The organism is Brachyspira hampsonii (genome assembly GCF_002214805.1).
Classification (GTDB): domain Bacteria; phylum Spirochaetota; class Brachyspiria; order Brachyspirales; family Brachyspiraceae; genus Brachyspira; species Brachyspira hampsonii.
In genome coordinates this window covers 139,036-153,625 of sequence record NZ_CP019914.1, presented here as the reverse complement: position 1 = coordinate 153,625, position 14,590 = coordinate 139,036, and the positions used below count along the sequence as shown (strand labels likewise).

General features: G+C 27.3%; 11 protein-coding genes. 8 read left to right on the top strand and 3 right to left on the bottom strand.

All coding sequences use genetic code 11. The annotated features are described in order from the left end of the window. Positions 1-129: 129 nt before the first annotated feature. The 4 genes from argJ to BHAMNSH16_RS00590 all read left to right on the top strand — a co-directional run bounded on the left by argJ (position 130) and on the right by BHAMNSH16_RS00590 (position 4,365). On the top strand, positions 130-1,362 hold the full coding sequence (gene argJ, locus BHAMNSH16_RS00605; RefSeq protein WP_008728050.1) for a bifunctional glutamate N-acetyltransferase/amino-acid acetyltransferase ArgJ: 1,233 nt from the start codon (positions 130-132) through the stop codon (positions 1,360-1,362). A 21-nt stretch (positions 1,363-1,383) separates the two neighbouring features. Then, a complete protein-coding gene (gene argB / locus BHAMNSH16_RS00600) occupies positions 1,384-2,250 on the top strand; it encodes an acetylglutamate kinase (RefSeq protein ID WP_008728049.1) in 867 nt (288 codons plus the stop codon). A gap of 45 nt (positions 2,251-2,295) precedes the next feature. Further along, entirely contained in the window at positions 2,296-3,534 is a 1,239-nt protein-coding gene (locus BHAMNSH16_RS00595; protein WP_008728048.1) for an aspartate aminotransferase family protein, read from the top strand. 273 nt (positions 3,535-3,807) lie between these two features. Next, positions 3,808-4,365, top strand: coding sequence for a DUF4416 family protein (locus BHAMNSH16_RS00590; protein ID WP_069732002.1), 558 nt, complete (start codon positions 3,808-3,810; stop codon positions 4,363-4,365). 4 nt (positions 4,366-4,369) lie between these two features. On the opposite strand, the gene BHAMNSH16_RS00585 is transcribed toward BHAMNSH16_RS00590, so the two are convergent. From BHAMNSH16_RS00585 to BHAMNSH16_RS00575, 3 genes are all read right to left on the bottom strand, one after another. After that, the gene (locus BHAMNSH16_RS00585; protein WP_008727442.1) at positions 4,370-6,634 is read right to left on the bottom strand and encodes a methyl-accepting chemotaxis protein; all 2,265 of its coding nucleotides are present in this window, start codon (positions 6,632-6,634) and stop codon (positions 4,370-4,372) included. A gap of 217 nt (positions 6,635-6,851) precedes the next feature. Beyond that, on the bottom strand, positions 6,852-9,092 hold the full coding sequence (locus BHAMNSH16_RS00580; protein ID WP_069732001.1) for a methyl-accepting chemotaxis protein: 2,241 nt from the start codon (positions 9,090-9,092) through the stop codon (positions 6,852-6,854). 69 nt (positions 9,093-9,161) lie between these two features. Next, positions 9,162-9,965, bottom strand: a complete 804-nt coding sequence (locus BHAMNSH16_RS00575; RefSeq protein WP_008727443.1) for a flagellin N-terminal helical domain-containing protein — start codon at positions 9,963-9,965, stop codon at positions 9,162-9,164. Between the two features lie 209 nt (positions 9,966-10,174). On the opposite strand from BHAMNSH16_RS00575, the gene BHAMNSH16_RS00570 reads away from it, so the two are divergent. From BHAMNSH16_RS00570 to BHAMNSH16_RS00555, 4 genes are all read left to right on the top strand, one after another. Further along, a complete protein-coding gene (locus BHAMNSH16_RS00570) occupies positions 10,175-11,305 on the top strand; it encodes a glycosyltransferase family 4 protein (RefSeq protein WP_069732000.1) in 1,131 nt (376 codons plus the stop codon). Positions 11,306-11,385: 80 nt separating this feature from the next. Beyond that, entirely contained in the window at positions 11,386-13,263 is a 1,878-nt protein-coding gene (locus BHAMNSH16_RS00565; RefSeq protein WP_008726862.1) for an AMP-dependent synthetase/ligase, read from the top strand. A gap of 93 nt (positions 13,264-13,356) precedes the next feature. Further along, complete coding sequence (rlmB, locus tag BHAMNSH16_RS00560; RefSeq protein WP_069731999.1) at positions 13,357-14,067, top strand: 23S rRNA (guanosine(2251)-2'-O)-methyltransferase RlmB; 711 nt, start codon at positions 13,357-13,359, stop codon at positions 14,065-14,067. A gap of 147 nt (positions 14,068-14,214) precedes the next feature. Next, positions 14,215-14,580 carry a hypothetical protein gene (locus BHAMNSH16_RS00555; RefSeq protein ID WP_069731998.1) on the top strand — a complete coding sequence of 122 codons (366 nt, stop codon included), beginning with the start codon at positions 14,215-14,217 and terminating at the stop codon, positions 14,578-14,580. Positions 14,581-14,590: the final 10 nt, after the last annotated feature.

Below are 14,590 nucleotides of genomic sequence, written 5' to 3'. Positions count from 1 at the left end.
ATAGCCAGCAATAATAAAAGATGAGGGATTGAATTGAATTTCTACAGCTTTTTAATAAAATATAAGAATTATAGGCATATAACAATTTTTATTAATGATAAGTTTTAGCAATAATAGGAGATTAAATAGATGACAAACATTAAACAAATTGAAGGCGGTGTATGTGCTGCTAAAGGTTTCAAAGCAAACGGAATACATGCTGGTATAAAAAAGAATAGCGAAAAAAAAGATTTAGCAATAATTTACAGTGAAAGTTTATGTTCAGTGGGAGCTGTATATACACAGAATAAAGTATGCGGAGCGAATATCATAGTAAGCAAAGAACATTTGAAAGACGGTAAAGCAAAAGCTGTTATATGTAATTCTGGTAATGCTAATACTTGCAATAAAGACGGGGTTGAAAAGGCAAAAGAAATGTGCAAACTCACTGCTGATGTATTGGGTATAGATGAAAAAGATGTTGCAGTTGCTTCTACAGGCGTTATAGGAGTTCCTCTTAATATAGAGCCTATACAAAAAAATATAAAAGAACTTATGAACAATGCTAATCACTCTGCAGAGCATGCTAAAAATGCAGCAAGTGCAATAATGACTACTGATACATTCATGAAAGAAATAGCTTATGAATTTGAAATTGACGGTAAAAAAGTTCATATTGGGGGAACATCAAAAGGAAGCGGCATGATTCACCCCAATATGGCTACAATGCTTGCATTTTTAACTACTGATTGCAGTATTACAAGTGAAATGCTTCAAAAAGCATTAAGCGAGGATGTGAAATCTACATACAATATGATTAGTGTTGATGGAGATACTTCTACTAATGATATGTGCGTGGTGCTTGCTAATGGCGAAGCTGAAAATACTTTAATAGATAAAGAAGATGATAATTATAAGATATTCTGTAAAGCATTAAATATGGCTAATACTTATTTATCAAGACAAATGGCAAAAGACGGAGAAGGTGCTACAAAATTAATAGAATGCGAAGTAATAAATGCTAGCGATATAAAATTGGCTAGAAAAATAGCAAAATCTGTAATTACTTCAAACTTAGTAAAAGCTGCTATGTTCGGCTGCGATATGAATTGGGGCAGGATTTCATGTGCTATAGGCTATACTGAAGATGCTGATTTTGATATTAATAAAGTATCTATAAATGTAGGTTCTAAATACGGAGAAATGAATGTTTATAAAGATGGTTATGGAGTGGAGTTCAGCGAAGAAGAGGCTTTAAAAATATTAAAAGAAGATGAGATAAGAATTACAATTAATATGAACTGTGGTACAAGTAAGGCAGTTGCTTGGGGATGTGATTTGACTTACGATTATGTAAAAATTAATGGCTCTTACAGAAGTTAAATAATATAAAGGAAATAAAAAATGGATAATATTTCAAACAGAGATAAAGCATTTATACTTAATCAGGCATTGCCTTATATACAAAAATATACAGAAAAAACTGTTGTAATAAAATACGGCGGAAGTGCTATGGAAAACCCTGAATTGAAAAAGAAAGTTATGAGTGATGTTGCTTTGCTTTCTACTGTAGGAATAAATGTTATAGTTGTGCATGGAGGAGGTAAAGATATCACTTCTATGCTTAATAAAATAGGAAAAGAATCAAAATTTATAAATGGGTTTAGATATACTGACAGTGAAACTGCTGAAATAGTAAATATGGTTCTTTCGGGTAAAGTTAATAAAGAATTAGTTGCATCGCTTGAAAACTGCGGAGGCAAATGTCTTGGTATATGCGGTATTGACGGCAAGATGTTTAAAGTAAGTAAATATAAAAGTGATGATGATTTGGGGTTTGTAGGAGACATTGATAATGTTAATACAGATTTGCTTAATACTATTATATCAAATAAATATATTCCAATAGTTGCTACTGTAGGATGCGATGATGAAGGAAATATTTACAATATTAATGCTGATACCGCTGCTGCTAAAATAGCTGAAAGTATGAAAGCTGAAACTTTAATATATATGACTGATACTCCGGGACTTTTAAAAAATAAAGATGATGAAAACTCTTTAATAAGTCAAATTAATATTAAAGATATAAATAATCTTATAAAAGACGGAACTATATCCGGAGGAATGATACCTAAAGTTAAGCATTGTATAGATGCAGTTGAGAATGGAGTATCAAAAGTATTTATAATAGACGGAAGATTATACCATTCATTATTAATAGAAATGTTCACTGATGAAGGTATAGGAACTATGTTTTATAAAGATTAATAATTAGATAAAAAATAATTAACAAATACAAATGAGGGTAAAAATATGGCATGCAAAAAAACAAATAAACAAAATCCTGAAAACACTGAAAAACTAAAATTAAAAAAAGAATATATTAATAACAGTAAAAAATATGTGGCGAATACTTATGCGAAATTTGATTTAGTATTGGAATCAGGAAACGGTGCTAAATTAAAAGATATAGAAGGAAAAGAATATATTGACTTAGGAAGCGGAATCGGAGTTAATAGCATTGGTTACGGTAATAAAAATTATATAAATGCGGTAACTAATCAATTAAAAACCTTGCAGCATACATCTAATCTTTACTATACAAAGCCTTATATTGATTTAGCTAAAAAGCTATGCACTATTACAAAATATGATAAAGTGTTTTTCTGCAATTCTGGTGCTGAAGCAAATGAAGCAGCTATAAAATGTGCAAGAAAATATTCTTTCAATAAATATGCTGATAATAATAAAGACTATAAAAGAAATAAAATAGTAACTCTAAAAAATTCTTTTCATGGCAGAACTATGGCTACAATATCAGCTACAGGTCAGGAAGTTTTTCATAATTACTTTTTTCCATTTTTAGAAGGTTTTTCATTTGCAGAAGCTAACAACTATGAAGATACTATAGAGAAATTAAAAGACAATGCTTGTGCTGTAATGATGGAGCTTATACAAGGAGAAGGCGGAGTTATACCTCTTGATAAAGAATATGTGCAGAAAGTACATAAATACTGCAGTGAAAATGATATACTTTTTATAATTGATGAAGTTCAGACAGGAGCAGGAAGAACAGGAAAGTTTCTATGTTCTGAACATTTTGGAATTAAGCCGGATATTACTACTATAGCTAAAGGTTTAGGAGGCGGTCTTCCTATAGGTGCTATGCTTATGAGTAAAAAATGCTCTGATGTATTTGTTCCGGGAGATCATGCTTCTACATTCGGAGCTAATCCTGTTGTTGCTGCCGGTGCTTTGGAAGTATTAAATATAATAGATAAAAATTTACTAAAAGAAGTTGAAAAGAAATCCAAATATATAAAAAGCAAATTAATGAAACTTGATAATGTAGTAAGTGTAGACGGAATAGGTCTAATGCTTGGAATAGGACTTAAAGAAGGATTGAATGCTAGAGAAATAGTAGAGAAATGTATATCAAATGGTATTATTCCTTTAACTGCAAAAAATAAGATAAGACTTCTTCCTCCGCTAACAATTACAGAAAAGGAATTAGAAAAAGCTGTATCAATACTTTGCGAATGTATAGAATAATGTTTTTTATAAAATAAATAAAGGTGCCTCATATTATACTTTATCAAGAGTTTGTTAAAATAAATGATGTTAGGGTTTTAGAGATTTTTATATCTTAACAAAATATGTGTAATATGAGGCATATAAAAAAGATAAATTTCATTTTAGAAATATATTATTGATTGCATAATTAATAGCCTATATACATTAACATAATAAAGTATTTTTGTCAATAGAAGATATATAATGTACATTAAAACATATAGAAATATAAATTAAAATAATATAGTAACTATGAGTAAAGTATTAAAACAATCAAAAGCAGTTCTTGTTACTGCATTAATGTATAATAACATAGATGTATATAATTGTGTATTAGAAAAACTCATTTATCATTTTGGTGAAATTGAGATTATAAGTGATGAATATTTATTTTCACATTCTGTTTATTATAAAGAAGAAATGGGAGAATATCTAAATAAAAGATTTGTAGTTTTTAAAGATATGATAGAAAGAGATTACATAAGCGATGTAAAAAAAATAACAGACATTATAGAAAAAGAATATTCAGATGAAAATAATAGAAGAAAAATCAATATAGATCCTGCCATATTAACTTTGGAAAATTTTATTCTAGTTACAAATAAAAATTTTACGCATAGGATATATTTAAAAGACGGAGTATTTGCAGATTTAACTCTGATATATAAAAAGAAAAAAGGATACAGTGAATTAGAATGGACTTATGCGGATTATTCAAGCGAAGAAACAAAAAAGTTTTTAAATAAAACAAGAGAGCTTTTCTATAATAGACTTATAGAAAGCTCTCCATTTGGTTCTAATTGGAAATAATATTTTAAGAATCTTTTATACCGGCAATTTTTACAAACTCTTTATCCCATACACCTATATGCTCTATTAGCAGTTTAGCTAAAAGATCAGAAAAGTCAATAGCTATCTGACGCCAATCATTGCTGGATTTAAATGCTTTATATTGATCATCAATAGCCTTTTCAAATCTTCTATGTTCTTCAAAATGCTCTTTAATCTTATGATATTTATCTTTGTGAGCAACCTGTATTTTTTGTTCTTCAGAAAAATGGTATTTAGTATAATTAATAGCACCTTTAAATGCTTCATCAACATCTTCTTTTACACCATTATATAAAGCTGTATGAACCTTATTAGCATATTCTATTATCTGAACATGCTGACTATCTATAGTTTTATTATGAGTATAATACTGATCAAGCCATTCTAACTTTTTAGCACCAACCTTAAAGAAAGACATAGCATTGGATAACTGCTCCATTTGATCTTCAAGTTCCTTAGATGATTCATGCATAGATGAAACTAATGTACTATTATCTTGAGTTTGAGCATCCATATTAGACATAGCACTATTTATGCTGTCTATACCTATTAATTGTTCTTTAGTAGTATTGGCCATATCAGCTATAACTCTTGTAGTCTCTTCAATTTTACTTTCTATATCTTCAAATAAAGTTCTGGACATATTAGCAGAATCAGTTGCTTTTTTTACCTTATCATTACTTTCTGTAATAAATGAAGTAATATTATTAACAGAGCTTTGAGTAGTTTGTGCCAAATTTCTAACCTCAGAAGCAACAACTGCAAATCCTCTGCCCTGCTCTCCTGCCCTTGCTGCCTCTACTGAAGCGTTCAAAGCCAATATATTAGTTTGGAATGCTATATCTTCAATAAACTTTACTAATCCGCTAATCTTTTGACTGTATTCAAATGCCTGACTAGTATTTTGAGCTGTTTCAGCAATGATGCTTCCGGCTTTTTCTACTGCGTTTCTTGCATCTGTCATCATATCATTAATAATAGAAGCATTTTCTGCTGTTTTCTTTATAGTGCTTGAAATCTCCTCTGTAGCTTCGGCAGTCTTTTCCAAATCTGATGCCTGATCCAAAGTTCTAGTAGCCAAATCTTTATTTGAATATGATAAAGAATAAGCAGTTCTCTTAGTCAAAGCAACATTAGAATTAGCTACATCTATAATATCTCTTATAGATGTTTTTATATCATCAAAACTTTTTATTAATTCTCCTGTTTCATCTTTTCTTTCAAAATATTTATTATTTACATCAAAAGTCAAATCTCCTTTAGATATTAAATTCGCCAATCTCAAAGCTTCTTTAAGCGGAGATGTTAATCTTCTTGTAAATGCTATAATAACAATAGTTACAATAATTATTATAGCTATTCCGAATAATATTGAGAATATAATAGTTTTTCCTAATGAAGAATATAATTCTTTTTCTAAAATAGTTATTATGATATACCAATCTGTATTATCTACATTGTAGTATGACATTAAATACTTTTGATTATCAGAACTATCCTTATAATGCATAATACCGTTTTTATTTTTTAAAACCTCATCATAAGGAAGATAACTTTCTGCAGTAGTTAAAATTTTATTCTTGTCATTATGAGCTAATATTTTTTTATTTCCGTCTATTATGGATATTTTTCCGGTTTCTCCGATTTTTACATTTAAAATATATCCATTAATTAAATTTCCCCAATCTACATTTCCAGATAATACTCCTATAACCCTTCCGGTATTATCTTTTATTCCAGCCCATATTCTATAAGTAGGATTTCCAGTGGCAACTGATTTACTTACACTTGCCTCGCCTCCCTGATTATATCCGCCGGAAACAAATTTCTTCCAACCTTCATCATTTTTATCCATAGTTACATTATTGAGAATACCGTTTTCAGAATCTATTATAGAGTTTCCGTTTAAATCTAATAATATAAAATTAATAAATGAACTTTTTGAAGTTTTGAAATATTTTAAAGCTTCTTCAGCCCTAAGTTTTAAAGTTTCATCTTCAATATTTAATAAAAAATTTATTAATGCCTCAGAAGTAATAAAATTTTTCATAGAAGAATAATTATCCTCTAACCAAAGATTGATTAAATTTTTATAAGAAATTGATGTAGATTCAAATCCGCTTTCAACAGCATCATCTATAACCTTTGTACTAAAGAATAATACAACCCCAACACTAAGTAATATAGACAAAACTATAGCAGTTACAAATAAAAAAGGTATTTTAAACCTTAAACTATATATTTTCATACTTTCTCTCCGAAGTATATTTTTTATGTATAGATAAAATAATAACACTTATAAAAATAAATTTCAATATAGCATATATATCTTATAAGCATTAATTATCAATAAGTATATAATATTCACTTTTTATGAAATAATTATATATTAAAAATATAATAAAAGTTTTTTATATTGCAAAATATTTTTATAATAATATCGTGTATAATATAAAATTTTATTACTATATTCCAGCTATTTTTACAAATTCTTTATCCCAAACCCCTATATGCTGAATAAGCCATTTACTCAAAATATTTGCCATATCTAAAGCCGTATTTTTCCAATTATTAGATGTATTCAATTCAGAAATCTTTTTAGACACTAAATTCTCAAAACTTCTATGCTGTTCAAAATGCTCTTTTATTTTTTTATATCTATCAGCATTTTCTTTTTGAAGTTTTTCTTCATCAGCAAAATGGTATTTAGTATAATCTAATGTCATATTAAATACATTTTTTACTCTATCCTCATCTTCTTCATATATGGCAGAATATATATCATTAATAAAATTTAATAATTTTTTATGCTGTTCATCTATATGCTCATTATTAGTATTATAACTTTCAGACCAATCCAAATGATAAACACCGGTTTTGAAGAAACTTACAGCACTAAAAAAGTTATTAGTTTGTTTCTCTAATTCTGAAGAAGAATTTTTCATAAGTTCAACTAAATCAGCATTATCTTTAGTTTTGGCATCTATACTAAGCATAGAATTATTAATTTTAGAAACATCTTCCTGCTGTTTATTAATTTTTACAACCATCTCTTTCATTATATTAGTAGTATTTTCTATTTTTTTCTTTATTTCTACAAATAATTTTTGCGACATATTAGCAGAATCGGTAGCTTTTTTAATTTTATCATTACTATCTTCTATTAGAGAAGTGATATTTTTAGCTGACTCGGATGTATTCAATGCTAAGTTTCTAACTTCTGAAGCAACAACTGCAAATCCTCTGCCCTGCTCTCCTGCCCTTGCTGCCTCTACAGATGCATTTAAAGCCAATATATTAGTTTGAAACGCTATATCTTCAATTATCTTTATAATATCAGCTATCTTTTTACTAGATTCAAAAACAAGCTCTGTATTTTTAGCAGTATCAAATATTATAGATCCGGCATTATTTATTTCATTTCTAGCATCTATCATACCTTCACTCATAGATTTCATATTATCTGTAGACTCATCTATAGCTAAAGAAATATTTTTCATAAATGATGTTGTTTCATTTATATCCGATGCCTGAGATATAGTTCTTTCTGAAAGATCTTTATTTGAATAATATAAACTATAAGCTGTTCTTTTTGTTTGCGATATATTTGAATTTACAACTTTAATAATATCCTTTATAACTTTTTTCATTTTATTAAAGCTATTTAAAATATCACCTATTTCATCTTTTCTATTCAAATGTTTTTGAGATATTACAGTGGTCAAATCTCCATTTGCAATATTATCAGCCTCTTTAACAATCTCTTTAATAGGAGATGTTATATATCTTGAAAATAGCCAAATTAGAATAATAAATAAAATAATTAAAATAGCAGCTATATATATAGGATGTCTTAACATATTATTAACAGGACTATAAAGCTCGCTTTCAGTTATAGTTACTATTATATACCAATGAGGATAAATAATAGTGTTAAAATAAAGCATATAAAGTTTTCCATCTTCACCTCTATAATGTTTTATTCCTGTTTTAAGCTCTGTAATATCTTTTAAAGGCTCAAATTCTGAAAGACTAGTTAATACTTTAGTTTCATCTTTAGAAGCTATTACATTCTTATTTTCATCTATTATGATAATATTTCCTGTTTCGCCGTATTTATAATTGGATATAGAATGTCCTATAAAATCAGCCCAATCAATATGATATGATAACACGCCTATTATATTACCATTAGCATCATTTATATCCGAATACATTTTGAATACAGGCTTTCCTGTTATAGCCGATTTAGAAATCCATATTCTCTCATTTTCAGAATTATTTCTATATGAATAAAAATCAGAATCCGAGCCATGATTATAATTCATTAAACTGCCGCCTTCAGAATCAAGCAAAACCTTTCCATCCGTATCTAAAATTACAAAATGAAGTGATGATTTTCTATAATTTTTAAATTCTGAAAGACTATCAGCTGCAATTTGTGCATTTTCTTCTGTCCTATCTAATAAATAATTAATAATACTTTGATTTGTAGAAAAAGAATCTACCTTTGATTGTTGTTCTTCTATCCATAGATTAACCGTGCTTTCATAAGCAACGGCTGTAGTTTCAAATCCATTTTGAGCCGCTATATCAACGGACTTCAATGATATTAAAAACATTATACCTGTTATTACAAATATTGATAATGTAATAGAAAGTCCCATAATAAGCGGTATTTTAAATGTTAAACTATTAAGTTTCATTTTGTAACCCTTATTATAAAATTTTAATACGATTATATCATAATTGTAAAATTAAATCAAATTATGAGACTATCTTAATAAATTCAAAGCATCTTTAGGTAAATTATTAGAATGTACAAGCATAGCTAAAGCAGACTGCGATTTTATTGAGCTTATAGCCTCAAAAATAGAAGCTTCAGCTACATCTCTATCCATTTTTTTACTGCCGTAAGCAATTACATTCTCATAAGAAGTCATAAGTCCTTGAATATATGTATTAAATCTATTTTTATAAGCTCCTAAATCAGATCTTTGTTTAATAACATATCCTATAGCTTCATCTATTATTCCTATAGTTCTATTTGCTTTGCTTACTGAAGATACAGAAACATAACTGTTGAATTCATTTTTTAATTTTAAAGAATTTGCAGTCATTGTAGCAATATAAATTCTCTTTCTCTGATCTCTGCTAGGACCTATATGAATCCACATACTTGCTGATGCATTAACAGTATTTGAGAATCTTCCTGTCAATATATTTAAAGTATTAAATTGTGCCTGACTAGCTACCCTATCTATTTCATCTATTAAATTTGATACTTCTGCCTGAATATATGCTCTGTCAGAATTATTGTATATTCCATTTGCAGATTTTACTGATAATTCTCTAATACGCTGCAATATATTTATTGTTTCATCCAAATATCCGTCAGCTGTCTGTATAAAAGATATGCCGTCTTGGGTATTTTTTTCTGCACGAAGTATATATCTTCTCTGTACTAGAGGTCCTTTATCACCTGCAAATAAACTAGGAAATTTTTTCTTATGCTCAGTAGAATTAACTTTTAAATATCTATTTGCTCTAATTGCATTAATATTATTTGTTATTATCATAAAAAACCCCAATCACTCATTTATTTATTAATTATATAATAAATAAATAATATTTTCAATAATTTGCTAATATTATCGGTATTAATCATAGAATTTTATGTTATTTAAATGAAATAAGTCAGATAAACTTTAAATTTATTTTATAAATCTAATCTTTTTAGGTTTATAATATAATTAAAATTATTAAAAAATAAATCATTATTAGTGAAATGAATAACTATAATATGAAAAAATTAGCTATACTTCATCCTACTTTTGGATACAATGGCGGTGCAGAAAATGTAATACTTTCATTTTCAAAATATTGTCATACATTAAATATAGAAGTAACGATATATACTTATAGATTAAGGAATAATATTCCAAACTACATAAAACAGATAAAAACCGATTTAAAATTAAATCCTTTTGTTTTTAATAAAGTATCTAAATTTCTAGCAAATGAATTAAGGGATTATGATGCTGTTTTAATACATAATTTTCCGGCATCTATATTCTTTGGTTTTGCCTCAAAATATGCACAAAAAAATAATATTAAACTTCCAAAAAGTTTTTGGTATTGTCATGAACCTAGTGTAAGGCTTTACGGATATGATGATAAAAGCTATAAAAAACTTCAAAACACATGGGATATAATTGCAAGATATACAATGTATTTAGATAGATTTGGAATAGAAAAAATAAATTATATAATGTCAAACAGTATAAGAACTAAAGAGGCAGTAAAAAGAGTTTATGATAGAGAAGCTGAAGTTATATATCCTTGCATATCTGATATAGAAAATATTATGCCTATCAATGAAGGAAAACATTTTCTATACATAGGAAGAATAGAAAAACCTAAAAATTTGGAAAAGGCTATTATTGCTTTTAAATCATTTATTGAAAAAATAGAAGATAAAGAATTAAGATTTATAATAGCAGGAAAAGGCAAACATGAAAATTATTTAAAAAAACTAACAGAAAAAATAAATATGAATAATAATATTATATTTAAAGGTTTTGTAACCGATGAAGAAAAAAGAGAATTGATGAATGAAAGTTACGCTTTAATAATGCCGGCCGTTAATGAACCATTTGGTCTTACTGTTATAGAAGCATTATATTCTTCTTGTATATCTATAATATCCAATAAATCAGGAGTATATGAAGCAGTTAAAGATTTATCTATTAGCTGCAATATGGAAGACACAGATGAAATAGAGAATTCTATACTATTAGCATATAATGATAAAAATATAAAAAATAATATCATAAACGCATCAAAATCAATATTAAATATATTTACAGTATCATCATATAGCGAAAATGTAATAAAATATATATCAAATCGCTTGTAATATTTTTAATATGTATTATAGTTATAATTGACTATGTATTATTTTATAGTTAAATAGTGATAATTAATTATGGAGAGATTATGAAAAATTACACATCTATACCTAGTGCATTTTTTGAAACAGTAAAAAAAATGCCTCAAAGTCCTGCTTACAGATATAGGGATAATAACGAAGAAAAAATTACAATCACATATAAAAAACTTTATGATAAAATAAATGCTGTCGCTAAGGCATTCGATCTTAAAGGATTATCAAAGAAACATGTTGCTATATTTTCGGAAAATAGGATAGAATGGTTTATATCAGATATGGCACTTTTAGCATTAGGATCTGCTGATGTTCCAAGAGGCATAGATTCTACATCCGATGAATTGAATTACATAATAGAACATAGCGAAGCACAAGCAGTTCTAGTAGAAAATGAATATGTTTTTAATAAGATAAAAAAACATCATAAGGATTTATCATTAATAGTTTTTCTTGACAGTTTTAAACATGATCCAGATAATAATATATATTCTTTTGAAAAGCTTTTAGAACTTGGTGAAGAGAGTTTAAATGGCGATGAAGAGTTTGCTGTAAAAAAGGCATCAAAATTAACTAATGAAAGTACAGCAACTATAATATATACTTCCGGAACTACAGGAAAACCTAAAGGAGTTATACTCACGCATGGAAATATACTTCATAATATAAGAGTTCTTCCGGACATAATAAAATTGCAGCCGGGAGAAAAACTTCTCACTATACTTCCTATTTGGCATATATACGAGAGAACAATATCTTATGTAACAGCAATAACAGGTTGTTTTACAGCTATTACAAATAAGAGATATTTAAAAAATGATTTCACAGAAGAAAAACCTGATATATTTATTTCTGTACCTGCAATATGGGTTAATATATATAATACGGTAATGAAAAACATAGACAGAAAAGGAACAATAGCTAGAAATCTTGCAAAATTTTTCATAAAAAGATCTTTAAAATATATAAGAAGTCTAAGATTTCAGAATGATTTAGTTTATTTATTAGGCGATGAATATAAAAGCCATAAAAAATCAGAGTACAGCATAGGTATATTTGATCCTCTTTATCATAAAATGGCCAAAAAAATGGTATATAGTAAAATATTAGAATTAACAGGCGGTAAAATGCGTCTCACTATATCAGGGGGCGGAGCTTTGCCTATGTATATAGAAGACTTTGTTGAAGCTGTTGGAATAAACTTAGTTGTGGGATGGGGTATAACAGAAACTTCTCCGGTTGTTACATTGAGATCCCCTTATAAAAATTATAGAGGAACTTGCGGTGCTCCAATACCAGAGGTAAAAATAGAAATTAGAGATAAAGAAGGAAATATATGTAAAGACGGAGTTATGGGAGTATGCTATATAAAAGGTCCTAATATTTTTAAAGAATATTATAAGGATCCGGAATTGACTAAACAGGCAAAAGTTGATGGATTTTTTAATTCTGGAGATTTAGGTGCATATACTCAGCAAGGTGAAATAGTATTAACAGGAAGAGCAAAAGAAACAATAGTTCTTCTTACAGGTGAAAATGTAGAGCCTCAGCCTATAGAAAATAAAGCATTGGAATCGCCTTATATTCATCAAATCATGCTTATAGGTCAGGATAAAGCTTCAACAGGAGCTATTATAGTAATAAATAAAGAAAATATAAAAGAATATTTTGATAAACATAAAATTTCTTATGATGAAAATACACTTTCTTCTTCAAGAGATGTTTATAAATTAATAAGAGAAGAGTTAGATAATTTAATCAATTATAAGAACGGATTCAGACCTTATGAAGCTATAGCAAAAATGATAATCACAGATGAAGAGTTCACAATAGAAAATGGGCTTTTAACTCAGTCTTTAAAAATAAAAAGAGCTAATGTTATGGAGGCATATAAAGATAAAATAGATTCTTTATATGACAGAATTAAATAATTCCTAATTCATTTATGATTTTATACATATTATAAACATTTAAAAAATTTATTTTTAATGTATAATAAAAATAAAAATTTAGGAAAATAAATAATGTTCATAACAAGTAAAAATGCAATAGTTGAAGCTATTTCAAAAGATTTAGTAAAAACTTTATATATAAAATTTCCAATTTCAAAAAGAGAAAAAGATATTATCAAATTAGCTGAAAAAAAGAAAGTATCAATTAAAAATGTTGATAAAAATGAAATGGAAAAAATTGTAGGAAAAATATATTCTGTAGCTGCAGATATAGATGAAAATGCTGAAATAGGAATAGAAAGTTTTATAGAAAAAGCATTTGAAAAAAAAGAAAATCCTTTAATATTTATATTAGATTCTATAACTGATGTTCATAATCTAGGAGCTATAATAAGAAATGCATATTTTTTTGATATAGCAGGAATTATAATGCCAAAAGATAATTCTGCCCCTATTAATGAAAAGGTTTATGAAATATCAGAAGGGGCAGCATATCATTTGCCAATATCTATAGAAACTAATTTAAATAGAGTTATAGATTTTATGAAGGATAAGGGTTTTTGGATATATTATGCAAGTGAAAAAGGAGAAACCTCATTAGAAGATTTTAAATTTAATTCTCCTACTGCGATTATATTGGGTAATGAACATAGCGGAGTTAGAGATATATTAAAAAAAAATTCAGACGGAAGTGTTATCATAAATTCTTCTACAGATTTTGATTCTCTAAATGTATCTGCCGCATCTGCCATTATAGGTTATGCCTACTCTATTTATAAATAAATATTATTAAATTATATTTTATAAATATTAATTAATATTGTTATATAATAATGTATATATAGATTTTTTTACTTGCAATAATAGTAAAAAAGTATATATTAAATATATAGGATATAAAATTTAAGGCATAATATATGGAGATTTAAGATGCCTATAGCACCTTTAGACTTGCAACAATTATATATGCAGCAATCGCATATAGGCCGTATGGAGCATGTAAGAATGGCTGCAAAAACTATTGCAATGCAGTCAGAAGATAGAGATATACATAGAGATTCCTATATAAAAGATTCTACAGTTGTAAAGTCTGAAAATATATCTGATGAAACTAAGGTTAAAGAAAAAAAAGATGAGCAAAGACCAAAAGATCATGGATATATGTCCTATAGAAAAAAGAATAAAAAAAGAATGACAGATAATACTGATAATGATGAAAAAAATAATATTATAGAAATAGAAGAGGTTTCAGCAACAGATAAAACTAAAGGTTCAAGAATAGATTTTTTAGGATAATTAATCTAAT